Origin of the sequence: Lacrimispora struthionigena, assembly GCF_048627165.1 — a bacterium.
Classification (GTDB): domain Bacteria; phylum Bacillota; class Clostridia; order Lachnospirales; family Lachnospiraceae; genus Lacrimispora.
Window position 1 is genome coordinate 1,437,218 of sequence record NZ_JBMBWP010000001.1, and the last position, 18,549, is coordinate 1,455,766.

At 42.4% G+C, this 18,549-nt stretch carries 16 protein-coding genes; 12 read left to right on the forward strand and 4 right to left on the reverse strand.

From position 1 onward, the window contains the following. Window positions 1-54: 54 nt before the first annotated feature. The 7 genes from ACOAOT_RS06465 to gtfA all read left to right on the forward strand — a co-directional run bounded on the left by ACOAOT_RS06465 (window position 55) and on the right by gtfA (window position 9,137). Window positions 55-1,896: a beta-glucoside-specific PTS transporter subunit IIABC gene (locus ACOAOT_RS06465; RefSeq protein ID WP_420216242.1), complete on the forward strand. Its 1,842-nt coding sequence runs from the start codon at window positions 55-57 to the stop codon at window positions 1,894-1,896. A 15-nt stretch (window positions 1,897-1,911) separates the two neighbouring features. Further along, entirely contained in the window at window positions 1,912-3,375 is a 1,464-nt protein-coding gene (locus ACOAOT_RS06470; RefSeq protein ID WP_420216243.1) for a glycoside hydrolase family 1 protein, read from the forward strand. Window positions 3,376-3,550: 175 nt separating this feature from the next. After that, complete coding sequence (locus tag ACOAOT_RS06475; RefSeq protein ID WP_420216244.1) at window positions 3,551-4,459, forward strand: helix-turn-helix transcriptional regulator; 909 nt, start codon at window positions 3,551-3,553, stop codon at window positions 4,457-4,459. 141 nt (window positions 4,460-4,600) lie between these two features. After that, a complete protein-coding gene (locus ACOAOT_RS06480; protein WP_420216245.1) occupies window positions 4,601-5,947 on the forward strand; it encodes an ABC transporter substrate-binding protein in 1,347 nt (448 codons plus the stop codon). A gap of 20 nt (window positions 5,948-5,967) precedes the next feature. Further along, complete coding sequence (locus ACOAOT_RS06485) at window positions 5,968-6,858, forward strand: carbohydrate ABC transporter permease (protein WP_420216246.1); 891 nt, start codon at window positions 5,968-5,970, stop codon at window positions 6,856-6,858. Then, a complete protein-coding gene (locus ACOAOT_RS06490) occupies window positions 6,855-7,682 on the forward strand; it encodes a carbohydrate ABC transporter permease (protein WP_277407131.1) in 828 nt (275 codons plus the stop codon). The genes ACOAOT_RS06485 and ACOAOT_RS06490 overlap by 4 nt, the downstream gene beginning before the upstream one ends. 15 nt (window positions 7,683-7,697) lie before the next feature. After that, the gene (gtfA, locus tag ACOAOT_RS06495; protein ID WP_420216247.1) at window positions 7,698-9,137 is read left to right on the forward strand and encodes a sucrose phosphorylase; all 1,440 of its coding nucleotides are present in this window, start codon (window positions 7,698-7,700) and stop codon (window positions 9,135-9,137) included. 59 nt (window positions 9,138-9,196) lie between these two features. Here gtfA and ACOAOT_RS06500 read toward each other — a convergent pair whose 3' ends face one another. Together ACOAOT_RS06500 and ACOAOT_RS06505 are read right to left on the reverse strand one after the other, a co-directional pair. Continuing rightward, window positions 9,197-9,790, reverse strand: a complete 594-nt coding sequence (locus tag ACOAOT_RS06500; RefSeq protein ID WP_420216248.1) for a type 1 glutamine amidotransferase family protein — start codon at window positions 9,788-9,790, stop codon at window positions 9,197-9,199. Between the two features lie 53 nt (window positions 9,791-9,843). After that, window positions 9,844-10,299 (reverse strand): pyridoxamine 5'-phosphate oxidase family protein, encoded by a 456-nt coding sequence (locus tag ACOAOT_RS06505; RefSeq protein ID WP_420216249.1) that lies wholly within the window; start codon window positions 10,297-10,299, stop codon window positions 9,844-9,846. 93 nt (window positions 10,300-10,392) lie between these two features. Between ACOAOT_RS06505 and ACOAOT_RS06510 the strand changes: the two genes are divergently transcribed. The 5 genes from ACOAOT_RS06510 (at window position 10,393) to ACOAOT_RS06530 (ending at window position 15,154) form a co-directional block, all read left to right on the forward strand. Beyond that, on the forward strand, window positions 10,393-11,343 hold the full coding sequence (locus ACOAOT_RS06510) for a helix-turn-helix transcriptional regulator (RefSeq protein WP_420216250.1): 951 nt from the start codon (window positions 10,393-10,395) through the stop codon (window positions 11,341-11,343). Between the two features lie 71 nt (window positions 11,344-11,414). Next, window positions 11,415-12,425, forward strand: a complete 1,011-nt coding sequence (gene nirJ2, locus ACOAOT_RS06515; RefSeq protein WP_420216251.1) for a putative heme d1 biosynthesis radical SAM protein NirJ2 — start codon at window positions 11,415-11,417, stop codon at window positions 12,423-12,425. Further along, on the forward strand, window positions 12,422-13,378 hold the full coding sequence (locus ACOAOT_RS06520) for an ABC transporter substrate-binding protein (protein ID WP_420216252.1): 957 nt from the start codon (window positions 12,422-12,424) through the stop codon (window positions 13,376-13,378). The genes nirJ2 and ACOAOT_RS06520 overlap by 4 nt, the downstream gene beginning before the upstream one ends. Next, complete coding sequence (locus ACOAOT_RS06525; protein ID WP_420216253.1) at window positions 13,341-14,369, forward strand: FecCD family ABC transporter permease; 1,029 nt, start codon at window positions 13,341-13,343, stop codon at window positions 14,367-14,369. The genes ACOAOT_RS06520 and ACOAOT_RS06525 overlap by 38 nt, the downstream gene beginning before the upstream one ends. Next, window positions 14,363-15,154 carry an ABC transporter ATP-binding protein gene (locus tag ACOAOT_RS06530; protein ID WP_420216254.1) on the forward strand — a complete coding sequence of 264 codons (792 nt, stop codon included), beginning with the start codon at window positions 14,363-14,365 and terminating at the stop codon, window positions 15,152-15,154. Before ACOAOT_RS06525 ends, ACOAOT_RS06530 begins: the two co-directional genes overlap by 7 nt. 131 nt (window positions 15,155-15,285) lie before the next feature. On the opposite strand, the gene xdh is transcribed toward ACOAOT_RS06530, so the two are convergent. Both xdh and ACOAOT_RS06540 read right to left on the reverse strand, forming a co-directional pair. Then, window positions 15,286-17,871 (reverse strand): selenium-dependent xanthine dehydrogenase, encoded by a 2,586-nt coding sequence (xdh, locus tag ACOAOT_RS06535; RefSeq protein WP_420216255.1) that lies wholly within the window; start codon window positions 17,869-17,871, stop codon window positions 15,286-15,288. 3 nt (window positions 17,872-17,874) lie between these two features. Continuing rightward, window positions 17,875-18,507, reverse strand: a complete 633-nt coding sequence (locus ACOAOT_RS06540; protein WP_420216256.1) for a nucleotidyltransferase family protein — start codon at window positions 18,505-18,507, stop codon at window positions 17,875-17,877. Window positions 18,508-18,549 lie beyond the last annotated feature (42 nt).

Consider the following 18,549-nt stretch of genomic DNA (forward strand, 5'->3'; position numbering starts at 1 on the left):
GATTTCTTCGAGGGGTAATAATAAATTTCTACTTCATCTTAGGAGGAGCGTTATATGGACAAAAAGGAATTAGCAGAAAAAATTGTGCAGGAACTTGGCGGGAAGGAAAATATTCTGCAAAGCTGGCATTGCATCACCCGTCTGCGTTTTAATGTGGCAGACGAAGAAAAGGTCAATCTGGATGGGTTAAAGGCACTGGGGAGCGTAATGGGTGCACAGTACCAGAATGGACAGTTTCAGGTGATTATTGGCAATAAGGTAGCAGAAGTCTACGAGGCAGTAGCCCAGGTTCTGGGCAATCAGGAGTCATCTGCAAAGGCCCGGCCGGTAAAAAGGAAACATTTAATTGATGCAGTTTTTGATATAATATCAGGAATATTTGCACCAATTCTTCCGGCAATTGTGGGTGCAGGTCTGTTAAAGGGAGTGCTGTCTCTGATCATTGCCTGCAAACTGATGGCTCCTGCAGATTCCGGTTATGCAGTGTTAAACATGATTGCAGACGCACCTTTTTATTTTCTGCCTTTTTTAGTGGCTTTTTCTTCGGCAAAAAAGTTTAAGACCAATGAGTTCCTGGCAGTTACCATTGCCGGAGTCATCATGTATCCCACCATAATTCAATATGCGGCATCTGGAGAGGTTGCTTCCTTAAGTCTGCTGGGTTTAAAAATCCCCATGATCAATTACAGTTCAACGGTGATTCCCATCATCTTAGGTGTATTTTTAATGAGCTACATCTACAAGGCTGTAGATCGGATCGTAACTGATTTTTTGAAGGTAATTGTGACGCCTCTGGTAGTGCTCTTTACAGATGCGGTTCTTGTCCTTGTTGTGGTTGCACCTTTAGGCAGTTATGCTGGTGTTTACGTACAGCTTTTCTTCTCCTACCTTTATAAAATAGCGGGACCTCTGGCAGGTGCACTATTAGGGGGAATCATGCCTTTGATCGTTATAACAGGTATGCATTATGCCTTTTTCCCAAGCACGTTCTTAAACTTCAGTAAGCTGGGCTATGATACGATTCTGCTTCCCTTAAATCTGGTGGGAAATATGGCTCAGACAGGAGCGGCTTTGGGTGTGGCAGTCAAATCAAAGGATTCCAGGATGAAGTCACTTGCTTTTTCTACAACGGTGTCTGCATTATTTGGTATCACAGAGCCTGCAATCTATGGAGTGACCCTGAAGCTGAAAAAACCCTTTTATGCGGCTCTTGCCGGAGGCGCAGTAGGAGGAGGAATTTATGGAACTTTTGCAGTAAAGGCTTTCTCATTCTCAGTTCCGGGAATTACCGCATTGCCGTCTTATGTTGAGCATGGAACAAAAAACTTTCTCTTCGCTTTACTTGGTATTGGATGCAGCTTTGTGGTTGCTTTTATTCTGACCTTATTATCAAATTTTGAAAACAAAGTGTCCAAAATGGAGATCGGATCCCCTTTAGCAGGAAAACTGGTTCCCCTTTCCGAAGTGCCGGACAAGACCTTTGCAGAAGGGATTGTTGGGCAGGGGGTTGGAATCATACCATCAGAAGGCGTTGTAAAAGCACCGTTTCAGGGGATTGTTTCAGCCATTACAGACAGCAGGCATGCAATCGGTCTGACATCAGATGAGGGAGTCGAACTTTTGATTCACATCGGAATTGATACCGTAAATCTGGGCGGTGATGGTTTTGAACTGCTTGTAAAGGAAGGACAGAAGGTAAAAAAGGGAGATTCCCTCCTTTTGTTTGACATGGAAAAAATCATGAATGCAGGATTTGACTTAATTTCTCCCGTTCTGATCACGAATACGGCAGTGTATGATGCAGTCAAAAATATGACAAATAAAGAAACAGTGTGTTTTTCTGACCCTGTTTTGCAGATTACCCCCAGGCAAGAAGAAATTTCAAAAAAATACTAATCAGGAGGAACTAGAATGAATCAGTTAAAAAAAGGTTTTCCAGAAGGTTTTCTGTGGGGAGGTGCAGTTGCTGCCAATCAGGTGGAAGGTGCTTATTTAGAAGACGGAAAAGGTTTGTCAACATCCGATTTTGCTGCTTATAAGGATCCTTATGCAGGGGGAGAAGTTAATAATTTCACCTTTAATGTAAGCTCACAGGAGCTTTTAGAATATACCGCAAATGAATCCGGATATCTGTTTCCCAAACGCTGGGGAATTGATTTTTATCATCATTACAAAGAAGATATCCGATTATTTGCTGAGATGGGATTTAAAGTATTCCGGCTCTCCATATCCTGGGCAAGAATTTTTCCCACCGGAATGGAGGAAGAGCCTAATGAGAAGGGTCTTGAATTTTATGATCTTGTATTTGATGAACTAAAAAAATATGGAATAGAGCCATTGGTTACGTTATCACATTATGAGATGCCCATTGAGCTTACAAGAAAATACAATGGCTGGCAGAGCAGAGAACTGATTCCCCTGTTTACCAGATTTGCGGAAACATGTTTTAAAAGGTATAAAGATAAGGTCACATACTGGATCACATTTAATGAGATGAATATGAATCTAAACAGTCTTTATACAGGTGCAGGAACTCTTCCTGATCTGGTTACCAATCAGGAGGCAGCTGCATATCAGGCTTCCCATTACCAGTTTGTTGCCAGTTCCCTGGCCATTCAGATTGGAAAGAAGATCATGCCCCAGGCGAAAATTGGCTGTATGATATGCAGGCTGGAAACATATGCAGAGACATGTAATCCTGAGGATCAGCTTCAGGCGCTTAAGGAAGATCATATCAATCTGTTTTATCCGGACGTACAGGTGCGGGGGGAGTATCCGGCTTATATGAGTCGTTATTTTGAGGAAAACGGGATAGAATTTGAGACTCTTCCAGAGGATTTTGAAATTATCCGGTCAAATACCGCAGACTTTATCTCCTTCAGCTATTACATGACCTATGTAACAAAAGGAGGACCGGATGCAAAGGAACTTTCCGGACATCTTGTATCTAAGATTAAAAATCCATATATTAAATTAACAGATTGGGGCTGGCCCATTGATCCCATTGGCTTAAGAATTACGTTAAATAAGTTATGGGACAGATATCAGATCCCACTGTTTGTGGTTGAGAATGGCTTAGGAGCGGTGGATACTCTGGAGTCAGATGAAGCAGTACATGATCCTTACCGGATTGAATATATGCGTGAGCATATCCGGCAGATGAAAGAAGCTGTCTGTGACGGTGTAGAACTGATGGGATATACATCCTGGGGCTGTATTGACTTAATCAGCTGTGGGACTTCTCAGATGAGCAAACGTTATGGAATGATCTATGTGGATCAGGATGACAGGGGAAATGGAAGTTTAAAGAGAATACGAAAAGATTCCTTTTTCTGGTATAAAAAAGTAATCGAAACAAATGGAGAAGTAATCTGATAAACAAAAGATGAGCGTTGATTGTTCTGAATGAGCATATCGACGCTCGTTTTTTATGTTTTATCGGTTCTTTCAGTTGGCATTGAATTGTATGATCTGATTTGGTATGCTGATAATAATATAAGAATATCAGCTTAGTCCGAAATCGTAATTCGGTAGGCAGAACGGAGACTATTTGGAAAATACGTTGTATATCAAAGATAATATGGATTCACCTAATTACGAAGTTTTTTATAAGGATAATATTCCTTCTGCAGATCATCCTCTCCATTACCATGATTTTCTTGAAATATATTACCATGCAGAAGGAGACTGCGATTATATCATTGACAGCAGGATCTATACCCTGAAACACGGAGATATTGTACTGATTAACAATCAGCGCTTACATCGGGCTGTGATCAAGGATATGACAAAACCATACCGGCGGTTTGTTTTATGGCTGGAATATAATTACCTGGAGACATTGCTGGGTGGAAAAATTGAATATAATACAATGATAGGAAAGGAAAGCAGAACAGAGATATTTCGTCTTCCCAGGCAGCAGAGTGAAGAAATCGAATCCATTTTCAGGAAAATGTGCCGTGAGAGTGAAGTAGTGGATTTTGCAAGTTCCTATCTTCAGGAGAGTTATTTAAGCCAGCTCCTTTTGCTTTTTTGCCGATATAGCCAGAATTCTCAGTCAGTGGAAGAGACCACGTTTGAAAACGACGAGATGATTCAATCCATTATGGATTATATTGACCAGCATTATATGGAACCGATCACTCTGGACATGATAGCGCAGCATTTCTTTATGAATAAATATCATCTTATGAGAAAATTTAAAAAGCATACACGAATGACCATCATGGATTACTGCAAAAAGCGTCGGCTGATTATTGCAAGGAATTATCTGATGGAGGGGGCACGAATACAGGATATCTATAAACTAAGCGGGTTTGATGACTATTCTAACTTTTTCCGGGCATTTAAATCTGCGTACCAAATGTCTCCCAGAGACTACAAGAATTATATGATTCAAAGTCATAACAGTACCATACAGCTGGCGGTGGACCGCGATCAGATTAATAAGAAACATTAAAATCGGAAATTGTCAACATTTGCAATGTTCACGCCAGTTTTCGTTATTTATTCTGAATTCATAATGTTATAATTTATACAAGAGATTGTAATAGATCTCAGAGAAAAATGGCAATATGTACAATGAGAAGGAGGATTATTTATGAAAAAGGCTATTAGTTTTTTATTGGCTGGTGTTATGGCTGCATCGTTGACTGCCTGCTCCGGTTCCGTGAAAGAAACGGCTCCTGCAAAACAGGAAGATACAAAAGCAGCAGAACAAACCAGTGAGAGCAAAGGAAGCGGGGAAAAAGTGGAGATTAGTTTCCTTGTAACAAAACCGGAAATTGTTCCCCAGTTTGAAGAGACATTCAAACGTTACACCGAGTCTCACCCCAATGTGACAATTACTGCAATTCCATTGTCAGGACAGACAATATACGAAAAACTTACATCCCTATATGCATCTGGGAATGCGCCTACGATCACAATGGTAGGAGGACCAGAATTTACATCCTTTAAAGATAATTTTTTAGATATTACAAATACTGATTTTGCTAAAAAAGTTTATAGCTGGGCACAGGATAAGACGAAATCAGATGGAAAAGTTCTTGCTGTTCCCACAACCGCTGAAGGCATCGGCATTATGTATAACAAAAAAGTAATTGAGGCAGCGACTGGAAAAGAGTTTGATCCATCCTCAATTAAATCAAGAAAAGATTTTGCACAGCTTTTAGAAGAGATTTCAAAGACTAAGTATGCACCGGTTCAGATTACCAATAAGGACTGGCTGTTAGGATCTCATCTGACTTCTGTTTTATATGGCGCAGTAAGTAAGAATTATGATGAGAGACAGGCTGTCATTGAGGCATGCCGCAAGGGAGAATACAATTTTGCTGACAGCCAGGTGTTTAACAACTGGATGGATACCTTTGATCTTCTCATGAAATACAACAAATACGCCAAGTCACCACTTGCCAATGCTTATGAGGATGATCAGTTAACAATGGCAAGTGATGAAGTTGCTTTCTGGCCTATCGGTAATTATATTTATCCAAACATTGTAGATATTAACCCGGATGCACAGGTTGGCCTGATGCCTTATCCAATGGGAGATGATGAAGCAGCTGTTGGAAATAAGGAAATTGTATTATCTTATTCCATGTTTGCCATTGACGCAAAGCAGTCCAAACCGGAACAGCAGGCAGCAGCCATCGATTTCTTTAACTGGCTGGTTACTTCCAAAGATGGTCAGGATTCCTATGTCAACACCCTTATGTTTGTACCGATATTTGAAGGTTTTGAGATACAGCCTACCAATCCGGTAGCAAAGCAGATTGTTTCTTATATGGAACAGGGAAATACTCTGGAGAGAATGAGCGATTATTTCCCGGCTGGTGTTATGAATCAGTTTGGTGCAACCATGCAGCAATATCTGGATGGGAAAATAACCAGAGCCGATGTTGCCAATCAGTTTAAGGATAAATGGGTGGAATTCTCCAAGAAATAAAAGACAAAATGGGAGATATTATGTATAAAGAAAAATCAAATTTGAAAAGTTTTCAGGTTTTTGCTACATTTGGGTTAATCCCTCTGTTGGTTTTTGGTATCGTAGTACTCATCCCTTTCTTTTCCGGTCTGTTTTTATCGCTTACCAATTGGAATGGTTCCTTAGACAGTAAAATTGAGTTTATAGGAATCGGAAATTATATTTCAGCAGTCAGGGACCCCGCATTCTGGGGTTCCCTGGGTAAAACGTTTTATTATGTTTTCTTTGTTATGATCTTAACAAATACATCTGCTTTTTTATTCGGTTTGCTGGTAACCAGCGGTATGAAGGGACAGAATTTTTACAGAGCGGGGTATTTTACGCCTAATCTGATTGGCGGCGTGATTTTAGGATATATCTGGCAGTTCATCTTCTCCAGAGTATTTGTTTATTTCGGTACAAAGACCGGAATCCCATTTTTTGAAATCAGCTGGCTGACACAGCCTCACGCAGCTTTATGGGCGCTGATCATCGTGGGTGTCTGGCAGAATGCTGGTTATATGATGTTAATTTATATCGCGGGCTTTGTTGGAATTGATAAAAGTCTGATTGAAGCGGCGCGGATGGATGGGGCCAGCCCCCTTCAGATGCTTCAGAAAATAAAAGTACCCATGATGGTGCCGGCATTTACCATCACGCTGTTTCTCACCCTCAGAAAGGCATTTATGGTTTATGATGTGAACTTATCCCTGACAAAGGGCGGACCTTATAATACCACGGAGCTGATTTCCATGCATGTCTACAATGAAGCATTCTTAAACCAGAACATGGGTCCTGGTCAGGCAAAGGCATTTTTACTGTTTATACTGGTCGCTGTTATTGCGGTTGCCCAGGTAGCAGTTTTAAAAAAGAAGGAGGTTGATGCCATATGATGACACAAAGAAGAATCAACTCCCTGATAAAACAGTTGTTTGCTATTCTGTTTTTAGTTTTTATGCTTTTACCTTTCTTTCTTGTCCTGATTAATGCGTTAAAACCAAGAATTGAAATTATTAAGAACCCCATGGCCCTTCCCCATGCCCTGTCACTGGCCAATTTTACAAAAGCCTGGGTGACCATGAAATTCGGAACAGTGCTGATGAATACCGCTTATATCACAGCATTCTCTCAGATTCTGCTGATTGTATTTGGTGCAATGCTTTCTTATATGCTGGTTCGCTGGGACTTTAAAGCCAACAAAATTATTTTTACAGTATTAATCTGCGCCATGATTATACCGTTTCAGTCATTAATGATTCCGTTTGTCAGTATTTTTGGAAAACTGGGACTTATGAACAGCCGGACAGCCCTGATATTTTTCTACATGGGCTTTGGTATGCCAATGACTACGTTTATGTATCACGGCTTTATGAAAGGGATATCAAGAGAGATGGAGGAAGCGGCTCTGATTGATGGCTGTTCCCATTTTTACTGCTTCTGGAAAATCGTATTTCCCAATTTAAAGCCAATTACAACCACAATATTAATTGTTAACATATTATGGATCTGGAATGATTTTCTTCTTCCTTCTTTAGTTCTCATCAAAGATAAGAACAGGACAATTCCCCTTTCCACATTCTATTTCTTTGGTGAATATACCGCGGAACTGGGTCTGGCAATGGCTGCTTTAATTTTAAGTGTTTTGCCTGTTGTTGTGATTTATCTTTTCCTTCAGAAGCAGATTGTGACAGGGGTCATGGATGGGGCTATTAAATAATGGAGGTAAGCTGACTTGAATATATCGAACAAAATAATGCTGATAACTTATCCGGACAGCATTGGAGGAAATCTTGTTACATTAAGAAATGTACTGAAAGAGTATTTTGAAGATGCCGTTGGAGGGATACATATTCTGCCCTTTTTTCCTTCCAGCGGAGACCGGGGATTTTCCCCCATTACGTATGAAACGGTAGAACCTGATTTTGGAGACTGGGCTGATATTAAAAAACTGTCAGAAACATATTATCTCATGTGTGATGTGATGGTAAATCATGTTTCCAAAAGGAGTAAAGAATTTCTGGATTATCTTGAGAAAGGTAAAGCTTCCCCTTTTGCGGACATGTTCCTTGATTATGAGCAGTTCTGGGGAGAGGGAAGACCGGATGAACGGGACATAAACCTGCTCTACCGGCGAAAGGATGGAGAGCCGTATCAGAGTTTTGTCCGGGCAGATGGAAAGACTGTTAAGCTTTGGTGTACCTTTACCAATGAGCAGATTGATCTGGATCTTCGGACTGAAACAGCAAAGCAGTACCTGAGAGAGAATTTCAATCATCTGGCATTGAATGGCATCAGCATTATCCGGCTTGATGCACTTGGCTATGTGGTGAAAAAACGGGATACAAGCTGTTTTATGGTTGAACCGGATATCTGGAACGTGATTGATGAGATAACCGGAATGGCCGGTGACAGGGCATGGCTTCTGCCGGAGATCCACGATACATGGGAGACAGCAAAAAAGTTAGAGGAGCATCAGGTATGGAGCTATGATTTTGTTCTGCCGTTCCTGATGCTTCATGCCATCTATACCGGGGACGCAAAAAAGCTGGCGGGCTGGCTGGAAGTGGCTCCCCGTACACAATTCACGGTTTTGGATACTCATGACGGAATTGGTGTATATGATGCCTATGACTGGGTTAATGAAGAGGAAGCAGCCCAATTAATTGAACGGATTGAAGACCGCTTAAGCTATCAGTTTAAGCCGCTGAATCCGGAGAAGAAACGGTTTAAAAAGGCATATCAGCTTTACACAACCTACTTTTCCGCGCTTCATGAAAATGAACAGGCATATTTACTTGCCCGTGCGGTACAGTTCTTTGCGCCGGGAATCCCTCAGGTGTATTACGTTGGAATGCTGGCAGGTGAAAATGATTATGCAGCACTGGAACAGTCAGAAGATCACAGATCCATTAACCGCCATAATTATACGGTGGAAGAGATCAGAACCTGCGCTCAGAGAGATGTTGTTAAAAAATTAAGATCACTGATGCAATTTCGGAATACATTTGATGCATTTGATGGAGATCTGGAGGTTACGGTTCCTTCCGAGGGGATCTTAATTATGAGAAGAACCGCAAATGATAAGTGGGCGGAGTTAATCTGCAATTTTGCGGCTTTGGATTTTTCCATTTGTTATATGGAACAGGGAGTTATGCAGAGGCTTAAGCTCTAATCATATTTTGGGGTATGTCCCCAGACAGGTGAGGTCTGGGGACATACCCTGGGCTTTACTTAGTTCTGATTTCCCTCATAAATGCCGTATTTATAAAATTGATACCAACTAAGAATCTGGTTTTCTGGCGCAATATTTAATGCCATAAGAACCTCTCTTGCAAATTCCAAAGGCGAAACTCCATTTGCAGTAATGATTTTTTCATCTCTTACCGCCGGCTCCACAATATAGTTTTTTTCTCCTGTATAAGCATTTTTGGCCCATTGCTTTAAATTATCGCAGTCATTACTGGTATGACGAACGTCATTTAACAGCCCAATTGTACCCAGGAATGCGGAAGCATCACAGATGCCAGCTAAAATTCTTCCATCATGAAAACAGCTTTCTGCCAGGGGCCGGATCTGCTGCGCTGATTCCCCCCTCCATGAGGTCCCACCGATGAGGATGAGAGCCTCATAATCCTTTGGCATATCATGGATATCATAATCAGGAATAACCCGGAATCCGCCAATGGATTCCACTGCCTTCTTTTCTAAGGACACAGTCTTGACATTATATTGATTGGCATCAAATGTCCGGATTGCGGACGATAAATAGGCGCCTTCCCAATCTGCAAATCCTTCTAATATTACAAATAGTACATTCTTTTTCATCTTGTTCTCCTGTTCTTTTTCTATACCATACTTCAAGTGGCAAACAAATTCAATTACATTTGGTGCTCAATGGGCATTGCTGTTTGTTTTTTATAATCGATCACATAACCGTTCCCTGTCTTCATAGATAGAAAACTGGCATAAGAAGGGGTGATTTTAATCAGCCTCATAGCAGAATCATCTTTATAACGGTCAAAATGCTGAGGCAGCCCGGACTGTACATAACCTATTATCCGCTCATTGGAATCACTTAAGGGATGGGAAAGCAAGGTTCCATTCCCTCTGATCTGAATGGCATCAATGCTTAAGGCAACAGAATTGTTTTTACTTATCTGCTCATATTTGTTGGAGTCAGCTTCTGTCACAAAGTAAAAACATCCCTCGTAAGTATAAATATTAACGGTTCGGGCAGAAACGCCTTCCTCATTTCTCGTTGCAAGAACCATAAGTTTATCTTGTCCAATTTCTTTTTCCAGGCCTTCCAGTGCCTTTTCAATTATTTTATCCATGTTTGATTTCTCCTTTTTTAAAAAGTATAACATCCTATTGTTGACATCTATATGTCAATGATTTAAGCTGATTAAAAAAATGAAGGTGATGAGATGAAAATAGACAGGCTTATTGCAATTATCATGATTCTTTTAGAACGGGAGAAAGTAACCGCAAAATCTCTGGCAGAAATGTTTGAGGTTTCCATGCGGACAATATACAGGGATTTAGAAGTGATTAATCAGGCCGGAATTCCAATCTTTGCCACTTCAGGACCGGGCGGCGGCGTTGAAATCATGAAAGAATTTAAAGTAGAAAAACGAATTTTCTCTGCAAATGATATCACCGCACTTCTGATGGGATTATCCAGTATTAAAAATAATCTGCCAGGAGAACAGACCATGGCAGCGCTGGCCAAAGTAAAGGGTATGATTCCAAAAGAACATCATAAGGAGTGGGAATATCGCGCAAATCAGATGAAAATAGATGCTTTACCCTGGTTTAATGCCGGGAATCTGTTTCACACAGTTGAACTGGTACAGGAAGCGTTAGATCAGCAGAGACTTCTCACATTCCAATACCGGGATATCAGAGATAGAAAAAGCAGCAGAGAAGTAGAACCCTATCGTCTTTTATGGAAGGGAGAGGCGTGGTATCTTCAGGGATATTGTCTGTCACGCAGGGATTTTCGTACTTTTAAGCTGATAAGGATGAGCGATCTTTTAATATCAGATCAGCGATTTCAAATCCGGGATTTTCCCATGGAACGGTTGGATGAGATACAGACCAGAGAAAATTCTCTAACAAGGGTAAAGCTGAGGATTCAGGAAGGAGTAAAGGATTTAGTTATAACGCGTTTTGGGGAAGATTGTCTGACTCCGGACGGTCCGGATTATTATATAGCTGAACTATATATGCCTGTGGACGATCTTGCCTGTGGCTATCTGCTTGGTATGGGAACCAGATGTGTATGTCTGGAGCCGGAGGAAATGCGGGAAAAGATGAGGCGGCTTTCTTCAGAGATCTGTGGATTTTACCAATCTTCAGAAGCTTCTATGTCATAGCTTCTCAGCATATAGATAGGATGTACTTTTTTGAAACTGCATAAGGCGCATAAAACGAAAGGAGTGCATCCATGATTGTATCGTGGCTGACAACCAACGAGTGTAATTTAAAATGCAGGCATTGTTACCAGGATGCCGGAAGCAGAAAAACAAAAGAACTGACAACAGCAGAAGCAGAAAAGATGATCGGTGAAATCGCAAAGGCAGGATTTAAAATCATGATTTTTAGTGGGGGAGAGCCACTGATGCGGCCGGACATTTATCATTTGGTATCTCATGCCACAAAAGCCGGGCTAAGGCCGGTCTTTGGAACCAATGGGACACTTTTGACGGAAGAAACGGCCAGAAAGTTAAAAGACTGCGGTGCTGCAGCCATGGGAATCAGCGTGGATAGTTTAAATGAAGAAAAGCATAATGATTTCAGAGGCTGCTCCGATGCATTCCGCTTAACCATGGAAGGAATTGAAAACTGCAAAAAAGTGGGACTGCCATTTCAGATCCATACCACAGTTCTGGACTGGAATCAGGCGGAAGTAAGCGATATCATTGATTTTAGTGTAAATGTGGGAGCCATGGCAAACTACATATTTTTTCTCATTCCAGTAGGGAGAGGAAAATTTCTGGAAGACACTTCCTTGCAGGTTATGGAATATGAAGCACTATTAAAAACCATTATGGAGAAACAGAAAAATGTACCCATTGATATAAAGCCCACCTGTGCGCCCCAATTTGTCCGTGTGGCAAAGGAACTGGAGGTTCAGACTCGTTTTAAAAAGGGCTGCCTTGCAGGCTTGTCTTATTGTGTGATTACACCTGAGGGACTGGTCAGACCTTGTGCATATATGACAGAAATTGCGGGAGATGTCAGAGAGGAATCATTTGATAAAATCTGGTCCACAAGCAGTGTGTTTAAAAGGTTAAGAAGCAGGGAGTATAAAGGCACCTGCAATACATGCGTTTACAAAGAAGACTGCGGTGGCTGCCGGGCGAGAGCCGGATATTACCACGACGGTGACTATATGGCGGAGGACAGTTACTGTGGGTTTGGAAAGAAGTGGAAGGAGGGACTCCCTGCACAATGAATTTCCGCTTGCTGAAAATAACGGTATTAATTACGATACTTACTTCCTTCTTATCTGGATGCGCAACACGGACTGTGGCTGTAGCCGGCAATGAGGCAGATGATCAGACCGGGTATTATCAATTTACGGATGCATTAGGACAGGAGATCCGGGTGAAGAATCCCAAACGTGTTGTTGCGCTCATGGGAAGTTTTGCGGATACCTGGCAAAAAGCAGGGGGTGAACTATGCGGAGTAACAGATGATGCATTGGATGAGAGGGGTCTTGTACTTCCTGAAAACGTAATCTCTGTTGGGATGTACAACAGCCCTAATCTGGAGACGATCATTGGTCTAAACCCTGATCTTGTTATTTTGTCGTCTGAGACCAAAGAGCACACCGCTCTAAAAGAAGCGTTTAAGCAGGCAGGAATAACAGCTGCCTATTTTCGTGTAACTTACTTTGAGGACTATCTTTCTATGCTGCAAATCTGCACGGATATCACAGGAAGAGAGGATTTATATAAGAAAAACGGATTGGAGATAAAACAGCAGATTGAAGCTGCAATTAAAAAGAATATCACGGAAAGTTCACCAAGAGTTCTTTTTCTTATCACTTATTCCGGCGGTGTTGTGGCTAAAAATTCTGAATGTATGACAGGCAAAATGCTGAAGGACTTAGGGTGTACCAATCTGGCAGATGAGGATAAAAGCCTGTTAAAAGAATTTTCCATGGAAGCCATAATCAAAGAAGATCCGGATTATATCTTTGTTGTCCCCATGGGCAATGACGAAGCTCAGGCGAATAAAAACCTAAAAGAAAGCATAGAAAATAATCCGGCGTGGAATGGTTTGAAAGCGGTTCAGAATCAGCATTATATTCTTCTTCCCAAAGAGAAGTTTTTATATAAGCCCAATGAGAAATGGGGGGAGAGCTATGTTTACCTTTCTGAAATTCTTAGCGGCAGCAGATAAAAAGGGGTGGCTGCTTGTGGTGATTTCCTTTTCGTTTCTTACTGTTTCTGTTTTACTGGGATTATTTTCCGGTTCCAGCTTCATTCCTCCATCTGTGCTGTTTAAGGCTTTGTTCTCTGGCAGTACCCAGGATCCGGTTTACCGTATTTTCATGACTGTGCGACTGCCGCGGGTATTGGGAGCGCTGCTTGCAGGAAGCGGTCTTGCTGTTTCCGGATCAATTCTTCAGACGGTATTTCATAATCCGCTGGCAAGCCCCAATATTATCGGTGTTAATGCGGGAGCGGGGCTGTTTGTACTGATCTGTTCCATTCTATTTCCAGGAGCCAGAGAACTGATCCCCTTTGCCGCATTTTTAGGCGGGCTGCTGGCTTCAGTGCTGATTCTGTTGATTGCGATGACCGGACGAATGTCTCAGCTATTACTAGTGCTAACCGGTTTTGTGATCAACAGCCTGTTTACAGCCGGAATGAACGGGGTGCTGATATTATTTCCGGATGCCTATGTAGGCGCCGGTAATTTTCTGGCAGGAGGTCTTTCCGGGATTACGACTGCTATGCTGATCTATCCCTCTTTTGGCATTCTGGGAGGAATTTTACTTTCCTTATGCTTTGCAAAAGCACTGAATCATCTGGGACTTGGTACAGAACGTGCCAGTGCTTTAGGGATGAACGTACCAGTTACAAGAGGTCTGGCTATTGTAATTGCAGCAGCATTGGCAGGTGCAGCAGTCAGCTTTGCAGGTCTCATTGGTTTTGTCGGTCTTATTATTCCCCATGGAGTGAAGCTTTTAATTGGTACGGATAACCGTTTCGTATTACCAGGCAGCGCACTTCTTGGAGGAATGTTTGTCATATTGTGTGATCTATTTGCACGGACTTTATTTGTTCCTTATGAACTTCCGGTTGGAATTATTCTGTCTTTCATGGGCTGTCCGTTCTTTCTTTATCTTATCCTGAAAAATAGAAGCAGGAGGGATATGGAATGTTAAAAATGAAGGGGGTTTCCTATTCCTATCATAAAAACAGACCGATTATCACTAATCTGGATTTAGACATCGAGGCTGGAAAGATAACTACTATCGCAGGACCAAACGGATGCGGGAAGAGTACAGTCTTAAAGCTGGCATCCTGTCTTCTGAGACCTCAGACCGGAAAAATTTTTTTGGGTGATAACGACATTTCACATTTGAGTAAGAAATCGGTAGCAAGAGAAGTGTCCGTGCTCCTGCAGAACAGCCAGATTCCGGATATGACGGCTTTACGTGCAGTGATGGCAGCCAGATATCCCTACCAGACTTCTTTTGCCGGATACACTAAGGCTGAGGAAGAGATGAGCGAATATGCCATGGAGTTAACCGGGTGCAAAGAGTTTCGTCACAAAAGCATGGCGGAGCTTTCAGGCGGAGAGCGGCAGAGAGTATTTCTTGCAATGATATACAATCAGGATACTCCTTTAATTCTTCTTGATGAGCCAACTACCTATCTGGATATTCATGTAACTTATGAAATGATGGAACTGATTCGAAGTCTGAACAGGGAGCAGAAAAAAACGGTGGTGATGGTGCTTCATGATTTGAATCTGGCTCTTCAATATTCGGATTCCCTGGTTTTTATGAGGCAGGGAGGTGTTTTTGACATCCATACAACTGGTGATAGTCGTATTTTAGAAAGTATAAGAACTCTTTTTGGTGTTGAAGTCCGAACTTTTACAGACGAACAGAATTCTTATTATTGTTTTGCCCAGTCAACAGATACAGGTGAGCTGGATTTATGAAGACGACAGAGAAGGAGAATCGGGCCTGGCGTGATGATTTATTGGGTCTGGAATTTGAAATGAAGATATAATAATAAGAGCTGCACAAACCGGAAGTTGGGGTTTTTGCAGCTCTTATTGTCTGTCTGATACTATTTTCTATATGGTGTGTGTTCCAGGGGAAGACTCTGACGAAATACTCCATCCAGCCGATAATACGCATGAGCACAGGCGGGAGCAGTAGGAATCATACATAATTCACCACAACCTTTAGCCCCCAGGGAGTAAGGCAGTTTATCTTTCTCTTCCGGTTCACAAAGAATTACAGAAAGCTCAGGTGCCTCAGAAGCTTTCATAAAGCCTATGGTTCCGAATCTGCTCTTTGGATATCCCTCTACACATTCAAATTTTTCTGTCACACCGTAGCCAATGCCCATCAGCATGCCGCCTTCAATCTGTCCTTCAACCGATTGGATATTCACCGGTGTTCCAACGTCAAAAGCTGATACAGCTTTGGTGATTTTCCCTTCTTCATTTAAAACAATTACCTGTGTGCCGTAAGAATAGGATACATGGCTGATTGGATTTTCTTTGACAGCTCCCAGAGGATCGGTGAGTGCAGAATATTCACCAAAGAATTCTCTGCCTTCCAGGTCTGCAACCGTTTTTCCTTTTTCCAGCTCATATTTGAGCTTTTCCCCTGCCCGGCGTGCTGCTTCTCCAGTCATGACTGTCTGCCTGGAAGCAGTGGATGTTCCGGCATCTGGCGTGCGGACTGTATCAGCATTCTCAAACACAAAAATTTCCGGATTTAAGCTGGTTACATGACAGATTTCTGTCAGAACCATCTGCCCGATCCCCTGGCCCATACAGGCGGCAGATGTACGGATATGGATTTTGCCATTCTCAACTGACAATAATACACGGCCGATATCCTTTTTGCCCATACCGGTCCCGGAGTTTTTAAAGCCGCATGCAATTCCAGCGTAGGGATTGGAATAGAATAAATCTTTCACTGCATCCAGACAGGCTGTCATATTGGTATTGGAATCCGCAGTCTGTCCGTTTGGCAGAATGTCTCCCGGTTTTATGGCATTACGTCGCCTGAATTCCCAGGGATCGATTCCTGACATTTCTGCAAGAAGATTAATATTCATTTCGGTAGCAAAGCAGCTTTGCGTGACGCCAAAGCCCCGGAATGCCCCTGAAACCACATTGTTGGTATAGACAGACATACCAAAGATATCAATGTTCTGGTAATTGTAAGGTCCTGCCGCATGGGTACAGGCACGGTGAAGAACTGGACCACCCAGAGAGGCATAGGCGCCGGTATCGGCGATGATGACCCCTTTCATACCTGTGAGAATCCCGTTTTCGTCACAGGCGGTTGTAAACTCCATTTCCATGGGGTGACGTTTGACATGATAGTTTAAGGATTCCTGGCGGGTGTATTTCACTTTTACCGGTTTTTTTGTTACCCAGGCCATAAGCGTTGCATACTGCTGCACTGACATGTCTTCTTTGCCGCCGAATCCTCCACCCATCAAAGGTGCGCGGCAATGCAGTTTTTCTCTTGGAATCTGCAGCATCTTGGCACATTCCCTCTGAACGTCATAGACGGACTGGCAGCTTGTATAAATCAGCAGACCATCTTCCCCTTCCGGCATGGCAACACAACATTCTGGCTCCATAAAGCCATGTTCCTGCCAGGAAGTCTTATACTTTCGTGTAACTACAAATTTAGACTGACTGATTGCTTCGTCTGCATTGCCCCTCACTAGATTAGCCCGGCTCATAACATTTCCATCCTCATGAATGAGTGGAGCGTCCCCCTTTAATGCATCGAAGGGTGTGGTGACAGGTGGCAATTCGATATAATCAATCTCCACCATAGAACAGATTTCTTCCAGTGTCTCGTTCCTTCTGGAGGCCACAACAGCCAGAACATTTCCCACATAACGTGTAATATCACCAGGTCCCATCATTACGTCCCAGTCCTGCTTGATATGACCGATTTTATTGCAGGGAACATCCGATTTTAAAAGGATCTTTTCACAATCAGGGTGCAACAGTGCCTTACTGATATCAATCCGTTCAATTTTGGCACGGGGGTATTTGGAATACACCGGTTTTGCATACAGCATTCCATCAATTATGATATCATCAGCAAAAATACCGGTACCGTTTACTTTTTCTTCTGCATCAATTCGTTTTGCGGTCTCATTCATATGCAGTGAGGAGGGAGCGGATGGAATCTCCTTCTTCTCCCTGAAAAAATCAGCCGCCATTAATATAGCATCTTCAATTTTCTTATAACCGGTGCACCGGCACAGATTCCCTTTGATCGCCTGTTTCACATCAGTTCGGGTTGGATTTAAATTGAAATCCAGCAGACTCTTTGCAGAAATGACCATACCGGGAATACAAAAACCACATTGAACGGCCCCGGCAGCTGCAAAGCAGTGCTCGTAAACCTTCATTTCTTCCGGAGCAATCCCTTCCACCGTCAATATCTGTTTTCCCTGCAATTTGCTTAAGGATATCACGCATGCTTTTGTTTTAACGCCATCAACCAAAACCATACAGGTGCCACAGGCGCCTTCGCTGCAGCCATCTTTTGTGGCAGTCAGATGAAGATCATCCCTTAAAAAACGAAGCAGTTTCTTGTCATGGTCGGAATAGTAATTCTTTCCATTGATACACAGGGCATAGGGTTGTCTGTTAAGTTCCTTCTCCATAGCTTAAAGTTTACCTCCTGATATTTCATATTTTTGTCTGCATGTCTGATAATCCTGTCTGGTATCCAGATCGATGGTGACCCCCTCATCATCTACCGGTACCGTGCAAATCAGTTCTTCACGCTGCCTCCAAAGCTGGCGAAGTCCGCCGTTTCCCTGAAAAGAAAGAATATCCGCAATCAGCCTTCCATCGATGAGAGGAGGATGCTTTCGGTATCCGTTTAAGGTGGGGATTACCACACTGGGTATGTGTAGGCTGCGGGCTTTTATTAATTTCTCAAATGTGGAAGGGCATATCACCGGCATGTCACCGGGAAGCAGAAAAAAGGCATCACAGGGCGGCAGGGCATAGCAGCCTGTCTTTATGGAAGTCATCATGTCGGTTTCCTTAAAGTGCTGGTTTTTTACCAGCAGAATCTGATCTCCATAGCGTTTCATTAAGAGATCTTCCAATTCTTCGCTCTTAAACCCGGTTACAACAACGGCTGTCTGCGCACCGCCTGAGAGTACACTGTCTATGGTGTTTTCGATCAGTGTTTTACCCCGGAAAGGCATCAGAGGCTTAAAATTCTCCATGCGGGAAGATAAACCTGCTGCCAGGATCAGACTGCTTAGATTTTGCTGATTGTGTAACAAAAAACCACTCCTTTCATAAGAAAGCAGTTTTCTGAACGAATC

What these genes read in the sequence shown, in the direction of transcription:
- ACOAOT_RS06465 (WP_420216242.1), top strand. Translation starts at nt 55, where the DNA reads ATGGACAAAAAGGAATTAGCAGAAAAAATTGTGCAGGAACTTGGCGGG.
- ACOAOT_RS06470 (WP_420216243.1), top strand. Translation starts at nt 1,912, where the DNA reads ATGAATCAGTTAAAAAAAGGTTTTCCAGAAGGTTTTCTGTGGGGAGGT.
- ACOAOT_RS06480 (WP_420216245.1), top strand. Translation starts at nt 4,601, where the DNA reads ATGAAAAAGGCTATTAGTTTTTTATTGGCTGGTGTTATGGCTGCATCG.
- ACOAOT_RS06485 (WP_420216246.1), top strand. Translation starts at nt 5,968, where the DNA reads ATGTATAAAGAAAAATCAAATTTGAAAAGTTTTCAGGTTTTTGCTACA.
- ACOAOT_RS06490 (WP_277407131.1), top strand. Translation starts at nt 6,855, where the DNA reads ATGATGACACAAAGAAGAATCAACTCCCTGATAAAACAGTTGTTTGCT.
- ACOAOT_RS06500 (WP_420216248.1), bottom strand. Translation starts at nt 9,790, where the DNA reads ATGAAAAAGAATGTACTATTTGTAATATTAGAAGGATTTGCAGATTGG.
- ACOAOT_RS06505 (WP_420216249.1), bottom strand. Translation starts at nt 10,299, where the DNA reads ATGGATAAAATAATTGAAAAGGCACTGGAAGGCCTGGAAAAAGAAATT.
- ACOAOT_RS06510 (WP_420216250.1), top strand. Translation starts at nt 10,393, where the DNA reads ATGAAAATAGACAGGCTTATTGCAATTATCATGATTCTTTTAGAACGG.
- nirJ2 (WP_420216251.1), top strand. Translation starts at nt 11,415, where the DNA reads ATGATTGTATCGTGGCTGACAACCAACGAGTGTAATTTAAAATGCAGG.
- ACOAOT_RS06520 (WP_420216252.1), top strand. Translation starts at nt 12,422, where the DNA reads ATGAATTTCCGCTTGCTGAAAATAACGGTATTAATTACGATACTTACT.
- ACOAOT_RS06525 (WP_420216253.1), top strand. Translation starts at nt 13,341, where the DNA reads ATGTTTACCTTTCTGAAATTCTTAGCGGCAGCAGATAAAAAGGGGTGG.
- ACOAOT_RS06530 (WP_420216254.1), top strand. Translation starts at nt 14,363, where the DNA reads ATGTTAAAAATGAAGGGGGTTTCCTATTCCTATCATAAAAACAGACCG.
- xdh (WP_420216255.1), bottom strand. Translation starts at nt 17,871, where the DNA reads ATGGAGAAGGAACTTAACAGACAACCCTATGCCCTGTGTATCAATGGA.